The organism is Nonomuraea sp. NPDC052265 (assembly GCF_044547985.1).
GTDB lineage: Bacteria > Actinomycetota > Actinomycetes > Streptosporangiales > Streptosporangiaceae > Nonomuraea.
In genome coordinates, this window is the sequence record NZ_JBIUBJ010000005.1 from 59504 (window position 1) to 74237 (window position 14734).

At 71.0% G+C, this 14734-nt stretch carries 13 protein-coding genes; 7 read left to right on the top strand and 6 right to left on the bottom strand.

What is annotated here, in order from left to right:
* Positions 1–28: 28 nt before the first annotated feature.
* The 4 genes from ACIHAD_RS17220 (at position 29) to ACIHAD_RS17235 (ending at position 4460) form a co-directional block, all read left to right on the top strand.
* Complete coding sequence (locus ACIHAD_RS17220; protein WP_397355449.1) at positions 29–1468, top strand: acetyl-CoA synthetase; 1440 nt, start codon at positions 29–31, stop codon at positions 1466–1468.
* A gap of 131 nt (positions 1469–1599) precedes the next feature.
* On the top strand, positions 1600–2478 hold the full coding sequence (locus ACIHAD_RS17225; RefSeq protein ID WP_397355450.1) for a hypothetical protein: 879 nt from the start codon (positions 1600–1602) through the stop codon (positions 2476–2478).
* 93 nt (positions 2479–2571) lie between these two features.
* Positions 2572–3528: a zinc-binding dehydrogenase gene (locus tag ACIHAD_RS17230; RefSeq protein WP_397355451.1), complete on the top strand. Its 957-nt coding sequence runs from the start codon at positions 2572–2574 to the stop codon at positions 3526–3528.
* A gap of 74 nt (positions 3529–3602) precedes the next feature.
* Positions 3603–4460, top strand: coding sequence for an oxygenase MpaB family protein (locus tag ACIHAD_RS17235; protein ID WP_397355452.1), 858 nt, complete (start codon positions 3603–3605; stop codon positions 4458–4460).
* Positions 4461–4500: 40 nt separating this feature from the next.
* On the opposite strand, the gene ACIHAD_RS17240 is transcribed toward ACIHAD_RS17235, so the two are convergent.
* The 5 genes from ACIHAD_RS17240 to ACIHAD_RS17260 form a co-directional block, all read right to left on the bottom strand.
* Positions 4501–5229: a helix-turn-helix transcriptional regulator gene (locus tag ACIHAD_RS17240; protein WP_397355453.1), complete on the bottom strand. Its 729-nt coding sequence runs from the start codon at positions 5227–5229 to the stop codon at positions 4501–4503.
* Entirely contained in the window at positions 5226–6029 is an 804-nt protein-coding gene (locus ACIHAD_RS17245) for a DUF4097 family beta strand repeat-containing protein (protein WP_397355454.1), read from the bottom strand. Before ACIHAD_RS17245 ends, ACIHAD_RS17240 begins: the two co-directional genes overlap by 4 nt.
* A gap of 99 nt (positions 6030–6128) precedes the next feature.
* Positions 6129–6308, bottom strand: coding sequence for a DUF6104 family protein (locus ACIHAD_RS17250; RefSeq protein WP_352323532.1), 180 nt, complete (start codon positions 6306–6308; stop codon positions 6129–6131).
* A 90-nt stretch (positions 6309–6398) separates the two neighbouring features.
* Entirely contained in the window at positions 6399–10037 is a 3639-nt protein-coding gene (locus ACIHAD_RS17255; protein ID WP_397355455.1) for a multifunctional oxoglutarate decarboxylase/oxoglutarate dehydrogenase thiamine pyrophosphate-binding subunit/dihydrolipoyllysine-residue succinyltransferase subunit, read from the bottom strand.
* Positions 10038–10241: 204 nt separating this feature from the next.
* A complete protein-coding gene (locus ACIHAD_RS17260; protein ID WP_397355456.1) occupies positions 10242–10886 on the bottom strand; it encodes a B3/4 domain-containing protein in 645 nt (214 codons plus the stop codon).
* A 75-nt stretch (positions 10887–10961) separates the two neighbouring features.
* Between ACIHAD_RS17260 and ACIHAD_RS17265 the strand changes: the two genes are divergently transcribed.
* Together ACIHAD_RS17265 and ACIHAD_RS17270 are read left to right on the top strand one after the other, a co-directional pair.
* Positions 10962–11540: a winged helix-turn-helix domain-containing protein gene (locus ACIHAD_RS17265; RefSeq protein WP_397355457.1), complete on the top strand. Its 579-nt coding sequence runs from the start codon at positions 10962–10964 to the stop codon at positions 11538–11540.
* On the top strand, positions 11537–12826 hold the full coding sequence (locus ACIHAD_RS17270; RefSeq protein ID WP_397355458.1) for an MFS transporter: 1290 nt from the start codon (positions 11537–11539) through the stop codon (positions 12824–12826). Before ACIHAD_RS17265 ends, ACIHAD_RS17270 begins: the two co-directional genes overlap by 4 nt.
* Here ACIHAD_RS17270 and ACIHAD_RS17275 read toward each other — a convergent pair.
* Positions 12774–13619: a glutathione S-transferase family protein gene (locus tag ACIHAD_RS17275; protein ID WP_397355459.1), complete on the bottom strand. Its 846-nt coding sequence runs from the start codon at positions 13617–13619 to the stop codon at positions 12774–12776. The two genes, ACIHAD_RS17270 and ACIHAD_RS17275, sit on opposite strands and share 53 nt — an antisense overlap.
* 46 nt (positions 13620–13665) lie before the next feature.
* Between ACIHAD_RS17275 and ACIHAD_RS17280 the strand changes: the two genes are divergently transcribed.
* Positions 13666–14724 (top strand): MBL fold metallo-hydrolase, encoded by a 1059-nt coding sequence (locus tag ACIHAD_RS17280; RefSeq protein ID WP_397355460.1) that lies wholly within the window; start codon positions 13666–13668, stop codon positions 14722–14724.
* The last annotated feature ends 10 nt before the right edge of the window (positions 14725–14734 follow it).

The following is a 14734-nucleotide window of genomic DNA, read 5'->3' on the forward strand; positions in this document are numbered from 1 at the left end:
CCGAATGTTGTTCTGGTTGGATGTCCGCATGGATCCACGCACCCCCTGTCTCATCGGCATCGCACAACGCACCATTCGAGAGCAGCCCGGCCCGGAACCGCTCGACCTGTGGGAGTCGGTCGCCCGCGAGGCGGCCGAGGACGCCCGGCTTCCCGTCGGACGGCTCGACTCGATCCAGATCGTGTACACCGACTCCTGGCAGTACGACTCCCCGACCGGACGGCTGGCCGAGCGCCTGGGCGCCACGCCGCGCCACCAGACCTACTCCAAGGTCAGCGGTACGGCTCCGCAGCTCCTCATCGGTGAGGCCGCGGCCCGGATCGCGGCGGGCGAGCTGGACTGCGCGCTGATCACCGGGGCCGAGGCGCTGGCCACCCGGCGGGCCTACCGGCGGGCGGGCGAGCACGTGCCGTGGAGCCACGCCGCCGATCCCAAGCCGCCCTATGGCTGGGAACGTCCCCCGCACCCCGCCGAGCTGGCGCACGAGCTGTTCCTGCCGGTGCACACGTACGCGATCATGGAGACCGCGCGGCGGGCGGCGGCCGGGATGACGGTCGAGGAGGAGATGCTCGACCGGGGCCGGATGATGGCGCCGATGACCGAGGTGGCCGCGGCCAACCCGTACGCGTGGCGGCGGGCCGTGCGCACACCCGAGGAGCTGGTGAAGGGCAACCGGTTCGTCGGCTGGCCGTACACCAGGAACACCGTGGCCGTCATGGAGGTCGACCAGGCGGCGGCCGTCGTCCTGGCCGCCGCGGGGCTGGCCGACCGCCTGGGGGTGCCGGACGAGCGGCGGGTCCACCTGCGCGGCTGGGCGTACGCGGAGGACACCTGGGAGGTGGCGGCGCGGCCCGCGCTCGGCTCCTCGCGGGCGATCGGGGCCGCGGCGGAGGCCGCCTTCCGCCGCGCCGGGCTCGGCCTCGCCGACCTCGACGCCCTCGACCTGTACAGCTGCTTCGCCGTCGCGCTGCGGCAGGCGTGCGACGCGATCGGGCTCGACCCGTTCGACCGGCGCGGCCTGACGGTCACCGGCGGCCTGCCGTACGCCGGCGGCCCGGCCAGCGACTACGTGCTGCACTCGACGGCCACGATGGCCGGGCTGCTGCGCACGCAGCCGGGGCACGGGCTGGTGACCGGCGTCGGGATGCACCTGACGAAGCACACGTACGCGGTGTGGTCCAGCGAGCCGGGAGGGCTCCTGGGGGACGCCACACCGGTGTTCACGGCCTCCGGTGTGCCCGTGGCGGACTCGTACGCCGGGCCCGCCACCGTGGCCGGGTACACGGTCGCGCACGGCCGGGACGGCGGCCCGGAGAAGGGCATCCTCGTCGTGGACCTGCCGGCCGGCGGGCGGGCGCACGCGCACGTGCTGGAGCCGGAGCTGCTGGCCGACGCCATGTCCAGGGAACTGGTCGGGCAGCGGGTCGAGCTGGTCACCGGCGGCGGGCTCAACGTGGCCACCTGGTGATCCCGCACGGGGTTGTGAAGTTGTGACCTCGGACGGCGACTTCGCCGGGTTCGAGGGCTTGCGCGGGTGGATGTCGCTCAACTGAACTGGGGGTGAAGGGCACAACCCGCACTAACCCGGCGAGGCACGTCGTGTCCGACCAGTTCGACGTCATCGAGGCAGGTGAGCGCGGCCGCCGCCGGTGGATCGGGCTCGCGGTGGTGCTGGCTCTGCTGGTGATCCCGGCCGTCAGCCTGCTGCTCAGCCGCGACCCGCTGCCGCGGGCGCCCGCGCCGTCCGCCACCGCGCCCATCCGCTCCCTCACCACGATCGACAACGGCCCCAGCACCTTGCGGGTCCCGGCCAGGACCAAGGGGCGGGACGAGATCATCGACGTCGTCTTCCCCGACGGGCTGAAGGCCGAGGTGCGCTATCCGGCCGACCTCGACCTCAACGAGCTGGGGGTGCGGCCGTTCCAGGGGGCGTGGGTCGACGGGCTCTTCCGGCAGTTCAGCGTGCCGTACAACGGGGTCGCCGAGGTGACCGGCGGCGGCCGGCCGATCAGGAGCTACGGCCCGGGCGTCACCCTGTGGCCGCGTCAGCCCGGCGGGGGCACCGGGCAGGTGCTGCTGTTCACGTTCGGACGGTGGCGGGTGGCGATGCAGGACCGGGGCGAGGGGCTGACCTTCGAGCAGCGCACGGCCCTGGCGCGGGAGCTGCGCGGACAGGTGACCCGCGACGGCTATCTCGTGTTGTCGGGCAAGGGGTCGGTGCGGCTCGCCGAGCCGGGGGCCACGATTCAGGGGGATCCGGCCGGGCCGCAACTCTGGTTCGGCGGGGGAGTGCGGGAGATGGTCGTGCTGGTGCCCACGCCCGACTGCGCCGGGAAGGCCCGGCTGCCGAAGGTGATCCAGGGGCGCGGACGTCCGGGCGAGTGGACGTGCCGGGGGGACGTGGAGGTCGCCGTCGCCGGTTCCGAGGATTTCAGGCGCCGCGCCCTGGCGGGTATCCGGGTGACGGTCCAGCGATGACGTCGCGCCCTGGCGGGGATCCGGGTGACGGTCGAACGGTGAGAGGCGGGGCGGCGCCGCGGGTGGCGGTGGGCCGGTTAGTAGGGTGCGGCCATGTTCGCCGTAACCGCCACACAGACCGATCCCGACAATCCGCTCGCCGGGCTGACGCTCGGTGAGCATCCCGAGCCGGAGGCGCCCGACGGCTGGACGACCGTCTCCGTACGCGCCGCCGCCCTCAACCACCACGACCTGTGGACGCTCAAGGGCGTGGGCATCAGGAAGGACCGCCTGCCGATCGTGCTCGGCTGCGACGCCTCCGGCGTGGACGAGGACGGCAACGACGTCATCGTGCACGCCGTCATCGGCACGGGCGCGGACGAGACGCTCGATCCCAGGCGCTCGCTGCTGTCGGAGGTGCACGACGGGACGTTCGCCGAGCGGGTGGCCGTGCCGCGGCGCAATCTCGTGCCCAAGCCGGCCGCGCTCAGCTTCGAGGAGGCCGCCTGCCTGCCCACGGCCTGGCTGACCGCGTACCGCATGCTGTTCGACAAGGCGGGGCTCGAACCGGGCTCGACGGTGCTGGTGCAGGGCGCCGGCGGCGGCGTCGCCACCGCGCTCGTCGCGCTCGGCCGGGCGGGCGGCTTCCGGGTCTGGGCGACCAGCCGCTCGGAGGAGAAGCGCGAGCGGGCCCGCGAGCTCGGCGCCGACCAGGTCTTCGAGACCGGCGCGCGGCTGCCCGAGCGGGTGGACGCGGTCATGGAGACCGTCGGCCAGGCCACCTGGGACCATTCGCTCAAGTCGCTCAGGCCGGGCGGCCGCATCGTGGTCTCCGGGGCCACCAGCGGCGCGGTCCCGTCCGCCGACCTCAACCGCGTCTTCTTCCTGCAGCTCTCCGTGGTCGGCACCACCATGGGCACGCGCGACCAGCTCCAGCGGCTGGCGGTGTTCCTGGAGCAGACGGGCGTGCGGCCGGTGATCGACCGGACGCTGCCGATGGCCGAGGCCCGCGACGGCTTCGCCGCCATGGCCGAGGGGGAGATCTTCGGAAAGATCGTCTTTACTGGCTGAATAAGTGCAGGGTTACTTGTCCGTCTTCCGGGTGATACAGGAAAATGAGGTTGTATCACCCTGGAGGCGTCACCATGGATGTGGAGCCGTTCGGCCCGGGTTCGATGCACTGGGACACCGCGGGCGAATACCGCAACCTGCTCGTGGCCGGCAGCGCGCTGGTCCTCCAGACCATGCATCCGGCGGTCGGCGCGGCCGTGGCACAGCACTCGACGTACAAGGAAGATCCGTGGGGGCGGCTCAACCGCACGCTCGCCTCCGTCCAGAAGTGGGTCTACGGCGGGGAGGGCGGCCTGGCCGAGGGCCGGCGGCTGCGCGAGCTGCACCGGTCCATCAGCGGCGTGGACGAGCACGGCCGCGCCTACCACGCCCTGAACGGCGAGGCATGGGCCTGGGTGCACCTGTCGCTGTTCGAGCGTTTCGTCACGCTCAACCGCTACTTCGGCACCCCGTACACCGAAGAGCAGCAACGCCGCATGTACGCCGAATCGCGGCAGCTCGGCGCCATCCTGCACGTGCCGGAGCGGGAGATGCCGGCGAACCTGGAGGCGTTCTGGCGCTACTTCGACACGATGATCGCCGAACGGCTGGAGCCGCACCCGACCGCGCTGGAGGTGCTCGCCGTCATGCGCGGCACACCGGCCCCGCCCGGCCTGCCGAGGCCGCTGCGCCGCCTGTGGACGCCGGTGGGGCTGGGTTCGGGGGAGTTCAACCACTTCGTCACCGTCGGCACCCTGCCGCCGGCCGCGCGCAGGAAGCTCGGCCTGCGCTGGACGGCCCGGGACGAGCGGCGGCTGCGGCACCTCGGGCACGCGGTGGCGATGCTGACCGCGCGCCTGCCCGAGCGGTTGCGCTACATGCCGGTCGCCTACCACGCCCGCAGGGCGGCCCGCGGCCTCGGGCGCCCGGAACGGTCGCTGCGCTCGGCCTAGCGGTGACTCGGCGTCGGCTCAGGACGGGCTGAGCACGGGCTCAGCGTTGGAGGATGTCGCGGATGCGGGCGGACGCCTCGTCGAGGACGGCGTGCAGCTCGGTCAGCTTCTGCGTGGTCAGGGCGGCGTCGGCGGCCTCCATGCGGGCCTGGGCCACGAAGTCGGCCAGCAGTTCGCCCAGCTCGCTGTCGAGCTCGATGCGGCGCACGGTGTCGCCGCCGAGCGTGGCCCAGATGTCCGACCAGATCCGGCGCCACTCGCCGGCCAGCCGGTCGCTCTCCACCTGCCACTGGCTGGCGTGCGCCATCCACTGCCGCTTCTGCTGCTCCTTGAGCCGTTTGAGGTCTTCGGCCCGGGTCTTGGCGCTGTCGTGGGTGCCGGTGCGGACGTCCTTGGCCATCCGGGTCAGCTCGTCGCGCAGCGACTTCACCGTGTCGCGGACGTCCTCCTTGACCTCGCGGGCGATGTCCCGCACCGAGGCGGAGATCTCCTGCTCCAGGTCGTCGAGCTCGTCGAGCCGGGCGTTGAGCTCCTCGCGGCCCTTGTCGGTGATGGAGAACACCTTCTTGCCGTCGATCACCTCGTGCGTGACCAGGCCCTCCTCCTCCAGGCGGGCCAGGCGCGGGTAGATCGTGCCGGGGGAGGGCGAGTAGACGCCGAGGAAGCGGTCCTGGAGCAGCCGGATGACCTCGTATCCGTGCCGCGGGCTCTCCTCCAGCAGCTTGAGCAGGTACAGCCGGAGCCGGCCGTGACCGAAGACAGGGCTCATTCCTTCTCTCCCTTGAGCAGCGCGACCTCGCCCGAGACGGTGTACGCCGACAGTGAGGCCATGCCTCCGCCCAGCCGCCCCGACAGCGTCTTGGAGCCGGGGCTGTTGGCCGCCGACAGCCCGTCGAACGTCGAGCTGAGCCTGCCGGAGGTGGACCTCATGCTGACGTCGGACTCGGCGTTCTCCGGCACCCGCACCAGAATGGCACCCGAGACGCTGTTGAGCGTCACATGACTCGTCGGCCGGAGCGTCAGGTCGGCGGTGATGCGGCCGGACACCGTGCTGGCCTTGAGCCGGCGCGGGCTGCCGTCGGCCAGCGTCAGCTCGCCCGAGACGGTCTTCAACGCCAGGTCGCCCTCCATGGCCCGGCTCTCGATCGAGCCGGAGACCGTCGTGGCGCTCACCTCGCCGCTCACGCCGTCGAGGACGACCTCGGAGGACACGCTCTTGACCCGGGTGGAACGCTCGAACCCGGCCAGCACCGTGGAGGCCGAGACCACCTCCGTGTTCACCCGGCATCCCTTGGGCACGGTGAGGGTCAGGTTGGTCCTGCGCCTGTCGCGCCGCAGCCAGCCGAGCAGGCCGTCCAGGGTCAGGCCCTCGTAGGCGACGACCAGCTCCTTGGTCAGCGCGTCGTAGCTGACCAGCAGCGGCGCGGCCGACTCGATCTCCGTCAGCTCCAGCGTGGGCGGGCCCTCGCTGGCCAGCACGGCCAGCCTGCCGGCGACGATGCGCACGTCAAGTGACTCCACCGGCCCGAACGTGAGCTGCTCAGGGGCCTCCAGCGTCCACTTCTCCATGAACGTATGCCTCCTCGACGAGTACGTCTCCTACGAGAACACGATATGTCGCGTTACTCGAAAACTCAAGATGTATCGCGTCTGGGTGGCGGAATCGTGTCAGTCGTCGTCCTCGTCGTCGAGGCGGGCCAGCCAGGTGGCCAGGCGCTCGATCGGGGTCTCGAACTCGGGGTTGAGATCGACGAACTCGCGCAGCCGTTCGCCCAGCCAGAGCACGCTGACCTCTTCCTCGCCCCGCCGATCGACCAGCTCCTCGATCCCTCGATCGGTGAAGTACATGGGTTTCTCCTTCGTGCAGGCAGGGGCCTCACCCTGCCGGTCAACACAGAAGCCCCCGGCCGGGCGGCCGGGGGCTCACTGGCGGCCTGCTCAGCCGAAGAGCTGGTGGAGGATCTCCTCCAGCTCGGTGTCGTGCGAGTTGTGCGAACCCGTCGCAGGCGAGCTGTTCGGGGTCCGCGAGACGCGGCGCAGCGACCGGCCGCCGAGCGTCTGCGGGTCTTCGGCCAGCTTCAGCGTCAGGTAGGGCCACGGGCCCATGTTCACCGGCTCGTCCTGCGCCCACACCAGCTCGGCCTGCTGCCCGTAGCGGGCCAGCTCGGCGGTGAGCTCCTCGGTCGGGAACGGGTAGAGCCGCTCGAGCCGGACGATCGCGACGTCGTCGCGGCCCGTCTTGTCGCGCTGCGCGGCCAGGTCGTAGTAGAGCTTGCCCGAGACCAGGACGACCCGGGTGACCTTGGCCGGATCGACCGTGGTGTCGCTCAGGACCGGCTGGAAGGTGCCGGTGGTGAAGTCGGACGCCTTCGACGTTGCCGCCTTGTGCCGCAGCAGCGACTTGGGCGTGAAGACCACCATCGGCTTGTGCCGGTTGGACTCCACCTGCCAGCGCAGCAGGTGGAAGTAGTTGGCCGGCGTGGACGGCTGCGCGACCGTCATGTTGTCGAGCGCGCAGACCTGGAGGAACCGTTCGATCCTGGCCGAGGAGTGGTCGGGACCCTGGCCCTCGAAGCCGTGCGGCAGCAGCAGCACGACCGACGACCGCTGGCCCCACTTCTGCTCACCGGACGAGATGAACTCGTCGATGATCGTCTGGGCGCCGTTGACGAAGTCGCCGAACTGCGCCTCCCACGCCACCAGGGCATCGGGACGCACGACGCTGTAGCCGTACTCGAAGCCGAGCGCCGCGAACTCGCTGAGCAGCGAGTCGTAGACGTAGAACTTCGTGGTGCCCTCGTTGAACTGCTTCAGCGGGGTGTGGTCGGCGCCGGTCATCCGGTCGACCAGCACCGCGTGTCGCTGGGTGAACGTGCCGCGCCGGGAGTCCTGGCCGACCAGGCGCACCGGGTGGCCGTCGATCAGCAGCGAGCCGAACGCCAGCGTCTCGCCCATCGCCCAGTCGATCGAGTCGGTCTCGACCATCTGGCCGCGGCGCTGCAACACCGGCGCCAGGCGCGGGTGCGGCGTGAAGCCGTCGGGCAGGTTGAGCTGGGTCTCGACGATGCGCTTGAGCGTCTCGTCGCTGATCGCCGTCGGCGTGTCGGCGTGGGACCACTTGACGACCTCGGCCGGCGGCACCCGCATGGCGGCCGCCTCCTTGGGCTTCTTGGCCGCCTCGCGCGTCTCGGTGAACGCCTGCTCCAGCTTGGCCTGGTAGTCGCGCAGCGCCGACTCGGCCTCCTCGACCGTGATGTCGCCCCGGCCGATCAGCGCCTCGGTGTAGAGCTTGCGGGTCGAGCGCTTGGCGTCGATCAGGTCGTACATCAGCGGCTGGGTGAAGGCGGGGTTGTCGCCCTCGTTGTGGCCGCGGCGGCGGTAGCAGATGAGGTCGATGACGACGTCCTTGCGGAACGCCTGGCGGTATTCGTAGGCCAGCTGGCCCACGCGCACCACGGCCTCGGGGTCGTCGCCGTTGACGTGGAAGATCGGCGCCTGGATCATCCGCGCCACGTCGGTCGCATAGACCGACGAGCGGGAGGAGGCGGGCGAGGTGGTGAAGCCCACCTGGTTGTTGACCACCACGTGCACGGTGCCGCCGGTGCGGTAGCCGCGCAGCTGCGACAGGTTGAGCGTCTCGGCCACCACGCCCTGGCCGGCGAAGGCCGCGTCGCCGTGGACGAGGACGGGAAGGACGGTGAAGCCCTCCTCGCCGCGCTCCAGGAGGTCCTGCTTGGCGCGGACCACGCCCTCCAGCACCGGGTCGACCGCCTCCAGGTGGGAGGGGTTGGCCACCACGGACGCGGTGATCATCTTGCCGCTCGGCGCGGTGAACTCGCCGCTCGCGCCCAGGTGGTACTTGACGTCACCGGAGCCGTGGGCGGTGCGCGGGTCGATGTTGCCCTCGAACTCGCCGAAGATCTGGGCGTAGGACTTGCCCACGATGTTGGCCAGCACGTTGAGCCGGCCGCGGTGGGCCATGCCGATGACGACCTCGTCGAGGCCCTCGTCGGCGGCGTCGCTGATCACCGAGTCGAGCAGCGGGATCAGGGACTCGCCGCCCTCCAGCGAGAAGCGCTTCTGGCCGACGAACTTCGTCTGCAGGAACGTCTCGAACGCCTCGGCGGTGTTGAGCCGGGACAGGATGTTGAGCTGCTCGTCGCGCTCGGGCGAGGCGTGCGGCTTCTCCACCCGCGCCTGGATCCAGGCCCGCTCCTCGGGGTTCTGGATGTGCATGTACTCGATGCCGACCGTGCGGCAGTAGGAGTCGCGCAGCACGCCCAGGATCTCGCGGAGCTTCATCAGCGCACGACCGCCGAAACCACCCGTGGCGAACTCGCGTTCGAGGTCCCACAGGGTCAGCCCGTGGGACTGGATGTCGAGGTCGGGGTGCTTGCGCTGCTTGTACTCCAGCGGGTCGGTCTCGGCCATCAGGTGGCCGCGCACGCGGTAGGCGTGGATCAGCTCGATGACCCGGGCCGACTTGGCCACGTCGTCGTCGTGCGAGGCCGAGATGTCCTGGACCCAGCGCACCGGCTCGTACGGGATGCGCAGCGCCTCGAAGATCTCGTCGTAGAAGCCGTCCTCGCCGAGCAGCAGCCGGTGGATCTGGCGCAGGAAGTCGCCCGACTGGGCGCCCTGGATGATCCGGTGGTCGTAGGTGCTGGTCAGCGTCATGACCTTGGAGACGGCCAGGCGCGAGAGCGTGTCGGGCGAGGCGCCCTGGTACTCGGCCGGGTACTCCATGGCGCCGACGCCGATGATCGTGCCCTGGCCCGGCATCAGACGCGGGACCGAGTGGACGGTGCCGATCGTGCCGGGGTTGGTCAGCGAGATCGTGGTGCCGGAGAAGTCGTCGACGCCCAGCTTGCCCGCGCGGGCCTTGCGGACGACCTCTTCGTAGGCCACCCAGAACTGGCGGAAGTCCATCTCCTCGGCGCCCTTGATCGAGGGCACGAGGAGCTGGCGCTCACCGTTGCTCTTCTGGACGTCGATCGCCAGGCCGAACCCGACGTGCTCGGGCTTGACCAGCGTCGGCTTGCCGTCGACCTCCGTGTAGGAGTGGTTCATCTCCGGCATCGCCTTCAGCGCCTTGACGATCGCGAAGCCGATCAGATGGGTGAAGGAGATCTTGCCGCCACGCCCCCGCTTGAGGTGATTGTTGATCACGATGCGGTTGTCGATGAGCAGCTTGGCCGGGATGGCCCGCACGCTGGTCGCCGTCGGGACCGTCAGGGACAGGTCCATGTTGGCGGCCGTGCGCGCGGCGGCGCCGCGCAGCTTCACCTCCTCGGCGCCCTTGGGCACCGGGGTGGCCGGCTGCTTCGGCTTCTCGGCTGCCGGAGGCGCCTTCGGGGGCGCCTTGGGAGGAGCGGGCGCGGTCGCAGTGCCGTTCGCCGCCTCCCTGACCGGGGTCCGGCCCGGTCCGTAATCAGGGTTGTAGTCAGCGAAGAAGTTCCACCAGGCCTTGTCGACAGACTCTGGATCTTGAAGGTACTTCTGGTACAGCTCGTCGACAAGCCACTCGTTCTGACCAAAGCTTGCCAGCGGGTTTGTCCGCGACGACTCAGACGACACGGCGGAAATCGCCCTCTTCCGCAGATCGGCGTTGATGTTAGAGAACCTGTCCAAGGCTACTCGCCCGGACCGGCAGCGCGCGCCGAAGAGCGCGCGCCGCCTCGAACGATCCTCTCAGGACACGCCGAAGAGGTCACGCCCGCCTAGTCAATCCAGGGAGAGTCGCCATTGTTACTGTTTGGTATCAACGTGTGGCCGCCAGGTTTATTTCCCGTCGGGCGCGATTCTGCTGGTGATCCGCACCCCGGGTGACAGCTCCGACAGCAGGCCCGCCAGTTCCTTCCCGGCCTGCCGGAGCTCCTCCATCGACATCGGCTCCAGGCGTTCGAGGAGGAAGATCGCGTTGGTGGTCTCCTCGGTGAGCCGGGTGCGCGCCACCTGACGCCAGTTCCACCGGCGGCACGTCACGCCGGCGTCGTCGCGCCAGATCACCTCGCCGGGCTCGGGCTGCCCGAGCGCCTCCTCCGAGTGCTCGTCGCCGGTCGCCCGCACCAGGCGGGCCGGGCCCTGGTAGCGGTCGAGGTCCTCGCCGCCGATGGGCAGCGCGTGCTTGACGCTGATCGTGTTGTACGCGTCGACCACCCGGTTGATCTCCGGCAGCGGCATGCGCCGGGTCAGGGCGTCGACCGAGGGCCTGGTGCGCTGCGGCTTGGCGCCGAAGGCGCGGTAGGCGTCCTTCCAGGCGTCGATCTTGTCGGGCTGCGCCTCGGCCGCCGACACCTCGGCCAGCCAGGCGCGGGTGCGGTCGTCGGTGGGGCCGTTCCGCAGGCCGTGGGCCAGCATGACCAGCACGGCGAAGTCGGGGCGCAGGGCGAGGACGGCGTCGTCCACGCGGATGTCGTCGAGCATGCGCCCAGTCTAGAAGGCCGGAGAATTCGCAAAAATCCCTTTGCAAAAAAGCCTTTGCGGTCTAGGGTCGTGCTCATGGAGGAGCGGTACAAGATCAATGACCCGCAGGTGCTCAAGGTCGTCGCCCACCCCTTGCGGGTGCGGCTGCTCGGGCTGCTGCGCAGCGACGGCCCGGCCACCGCCAGCGAGCTGGGCCGCAAGGTGGGGGAGAGCTCCGGCTCGACCAGCTACCACCTGCGTGAGCTGTTCAAGTACGGCTTCATCGAGGAGGACCCCGACCGGCGCGACGGCCGGGAACGCCGCTGGCGGGCCCGCCACCGCTACACCTCCTGGGACAGCAGCGAGCTGTCGGGCACCGACGAGGGCCGCGAGGCGGTCCGGATCATGCGGATGCGCCAGGTCGAGACCCTCGCCCGCATCGTCGAGGACTACGACGAGCGCCGCTGGTCGCCCGAATGGGTGCGGGCGGCGGGGCTGAGCGACGACTTCGTCGAGCTGCCGCCGGCCGGGCTCATGGAGTTCGGCGAGCGGGTCGAGGAGCTGGTCCGCGAGCTCGCCGCCCGCCACGCCGGGGATCCCGACGCCCGGCAGGTGCACATCTGGCTCGGCGGCTTCCCCCGCACCAGAGACGACGAAGAGGAGCAGGACCGATGACCGCTCGTTCCGCGTTGCGGCGCTACATGCTCGTCAGCTTCCTGACCTGGCTGCCGCTGGGGCTCATGGCCGCCAGCATGGTCCTGCTGATGACCGACAGAGGGCTCGGCCTGGCTGAGATCGGCCTGTCGGTGACCGTCTTCTCCGTCGTCGCCGCGAGCCTGGAGCTGCCCACGGGCGGTCTGGCCGACGTCGTCGGGCGGCGGATGGTGCTGGCCGCCTCGGCCGCGTTCACCGTGGCGGGGCTCGCGATGATGAGCGTCTCGACGACGTTCTGGATGTTCCTGGTCAGCGGCGTGATCAAGGGCGTGGCCAGGGCGCTGTCCACCGGCCCGGCCACCTCCTGGTACGTCGACACCCTGCACGAGCTCGAAGGCGAGGACGCCGACCTCAAACCGGGCCTGGCGCGCGGCGGCGCGATGGAGTCGGCGGCCCTGTGCGTCGGCGTGCTGGTGGGCGGCGGGGTGCCGATGGTGGTGCCGCCGGAGCTGATGACGCCGCTCGCGGTGCCGCCCCTGCTGGGGGCGGCGGCGGCCGCCGTCCTGCTGGTCGTGGTGGTGTTCGCGCTGCCCGAGCCGTCCCACGCGCGGCGGTCGCTGGGGGGCGTGCTGCGTGAGGTGCCCGCCACGGTGGTCGCCGGGATCCGGCTCACCGCCGGGTCCGCGGTGCTGCGCCGCCTGATGCTCGTCGCCGCCGCGTCCGGCGTGCTGCTGATGACGATCGAGCTGCTGACCCCCGGGCGCCTGGCCGAGCTGGCCGGCACGGCCGAGGGCGGCGGCCTGGCCTACGCCGTCGTGGCCGCCCTGGGCTACGCCGCCAGCGCCACGGGCAGCGTGCTCGCCCCCCGCGTGGCCCGCCTGGCCGGGAGCTCGGCCCGGGGGGCCGCGGTGGGCGCGGTGCTCTGCGCGTTGTCGGTCGGCTCGCTGGCCGCCACCGCCGGGCTGGACGGCGTGCCCGGCCTGGTGACGGCCGGGCTGGCCTACCTCGTCATGTTCGCCGGGCTGTCGGTGACCGGGCTGCTCTGCCTGGAGATGCAGCACAACGCGGTCTCCGCGGCCGAGCGCACCACGGTCACCTCGACGTCCTCGCTCTCGCTGCAGGCGGGCGGGGTGCTGGCCAACTCCACGCTCGGCCTGCTGGCCGCGCAGACGGGGGCGTCGGCCGCCTGGTGGGTGGCCTCCGGCGTGGTGCTGGCCTCGGCGCTGCTGTTCGTGGCGATGCCGAGGCCGGGGGTCACAGGCTCCAGTCGAGTTCCGGCCCTACCGGAACGATCCTGCTCGGGTTGATGTTCGTCTGGGTCAGGTAGTAGTGGCGCTTGATGTGGTCGAAGTCCGTGGTGTCGCGGAAGGCGGGGATGGCGTAGAGCCTCCGGGCGTACGCCCACAACGCCGGATAGTCCGTCAGCCGCCTGATCGAGCACTTGAAGTGGCCGTGGTAGACCGTGTCGAACCTGACCAGCGTGGTGAACAGGCGCACGTCGCTGTCGGTGAGCGTGTCGAAGAGGAACTCCGACTCCGCCAGGCGCACCTCCAGCAGGTCGAGCGTGGTGAACACGCGCGTGACCGCCTCCTCGTACGCCTGCTGCCCGCGCGCGAAGCCGGCCTCGTAGACCGCGTTGTTGAGGCCGTGGTAGAGGCGGTCGTTCATGATGTCGACGTCCGGGCGCAGGCGTTCGGGATACAGGTCGGGACCGGTGCCCCACGACGTCTCCAGATCGAGGGTGATCCGCGGGAAGTCGTTGGTGACGATGCGTTCGTCCCGGGTGTCCCAGACGCACGGCACGGTGTAGCGGCCCGTGTAGCCCGGTTCGGTGGCGTGGTAGAGCTCCGACAGGTACAGCGGGTCCCCGTCGGGGATCCGCCAGCCCTTCTCGTCGCGGACGGGGTCGACGATCGTGACGTCCAGCAGGTCCTCCAGGCGGAGCAGGGCGCGGACGATCAGCACGCGCTGTGCCCACGGGCAGGCGTAGGAGGCGTAGAGCCGGTAGCGGCCGGGCTCGGGCGGCCCGAGCCGTTCGGTGAAGCGGTTCGGCTGCCGGACGAAGCGGCCATCGTCCGAGATCTCGCGGCTCAGCTTCATGACCCCTAGTAGAACATGATTCGGGACCAGAACTATATTCGGGGCCATGGCGAAGTTCGTGGTGACTCCTTCCAGCGTGGCGCAGCGTGATGCATGGGTGAGCGGGGTGGTTCCGGAGGTCGAGCGGGTCCGGCCGGGGCTCTGGTCGATCCCGGTGCCCATTCCGGTCAACCCGCTGCGGTACGTGCTCGTCTACGCCCTCGAACTGCCCGACGGCGTGGCGATCGTGGACGCGGGATGGAACACCGACGAGGCCTACGACGCCCTCGCCGCCGGGCTGGCCGTGGCCGGCTACGGGATCGCCGACGTCCGGGCCGTCCTGGTCACCCACCTGCACCCCGACCACTACGGCCTGGCGGGACGCGTCCGTGAGGCGTCGGGCGCCTGGATCGGGCTGCACCCGGCCGACGCGGGCCTCGTGCGCGAGCGGTACGACGACGCCGCCATCGACTCGCTCGTCCAGCGGGAGCGGGCCCTGCTCCTGCGCTCCGGCGTGCCCGAGCTGAGCCTGGACGAGCTGGCCGGGGCCTCCATGATGATCAGGCACATGGTCACGATGGCCCGTCCCGACCGGCTGATCGAGGACGGCGAGGACCTCGGGCTGCCCGGCTGGGACCTGCGGGCCGTGTGGACCCCCGGGCACACGCCCGGCCACCTGTGCTTCGTCTCGCCGGGGCGCAGGCTGCTGCTCTCCGGCGACCACGTGCTGGCGAAGATCACGCCGATCGTGGCCGTGCACCCCCAGTCGGGCCCGAACCCGCTGGCCGACTACCTCGGCTCGCTGGCCGCCGTGCGCGAGCTGGACGTGGAGGAGGTGCTGCCCGGCCACGAGTACCGCTTCCTGGAGCTGGCCGAACGCGTCGACCACGTGCTGGCGCACCACGACGAGCGGCTGGCCGAGATCGAACGGGTCGTCGGCGAGGGCGACGGCGTGACCTGCTGGGAGGTCGCCACCCGGCTGAGCTGGTCGCGGCCCTGGGAGACGATCCCGCCGTTCATGCGCCGGGCGGCCAACAACGAGACGCTGGCCCACCTGGTGTGGCTGGCCGATCGGGGCAGAGTAGGCAGGGAGGAGGGCGAGCCGGAGCTCTGGAGACGCGCCTGAGCCGGTCGGT

What these genes read in the sequence shown, in the direction of transcription:
- ACIHAD_RS17265 (WP_397355457.1), top strand. Translation starts at nt 10,962, where the DNA reads ATGGAGGAGCGGTACAAGATCAATGACCCGCAGGTGCTCAAGGTCGTC.
- ACIHAD_RS17270 (WP_397355458.1), top strand. Translation starts at nt 11,537, where the DNA reads ATGACCGCTCGTTCCGCGTTGCGGCGCTACATGCTCGTCAGCTTCCTG.
- ACIHAD_RS17230 (WP_397355451.1), top strand. Translation starts at nt 2,572, where the DNA reads ATGTTCGCCGTAACCGCCACACAGACCGATCCCGACAATCCGCTCGCC.
- ACIHAD_RS17235 (WP_397355452.1), top strand. Translation starts at nt 3,603, where the DNA reads ATGGATGTGGAGCCGTTCGGCCCGGGTTCGATGCACTGGGACACCGCG.
- ACIHAD_RS17220 (WP_397355449.1), top strand. Translation starts at nt 29, where the DNA reads ATGGATCCACGCACCCCCTGTCTCATCGGCATCGCACAACGCACCATT.
- ACIHAD_RS17250 (WP_352323532.1), bottom strand. Translation starts at nt 6,308, where the DNA reads ATGTACTTCACCGATCGAGGGATCGAGGAGCTGGTCGATCGGCGGGGC.
- ACIHAD_RS17240 (WP_397355453.1), bottom strand. Translation starts at nt 5,229, where the DNA reads ATGAGCCCTGTCTTCGGTCACGGCCGGCTCCGGCTGTACCTGCTCAAG.
- ACIHAD_RS17260 (WP_397355456.1), bottom strand. Translation starts at nt 10,886, where the DNA reads ATGCTCGACGACATCCGCGTGGACGACGCCGTCCTCGCCCTGCGCCCC.
- ACIHAD_RS17245 (WP_397355454.1), bottom strand. Translation starts at nt 6,029, where the DNA reads ATGGAGAAGTGGACGCTGGAGGCCCCTGAGCAGCTCACGTTCGGGCCG.
- ACIHAD_RS17280 (WP_397355460.1), top strand. Translation starts at nt 13,666, where the DNA reads ATGGCGAAGTTCGTGGTGACTCCTTCCAGCGTGGCGCAGCGTGATGCA.
- ACIHAD_RS17275 (WP_397355459.1), bottom strand. Translation starts at nt 13,619, where the DNA reads ATGAAGCTGAGCCGCGAGATCTCGGACGATGGCCGCTTCGTCCGGCAG.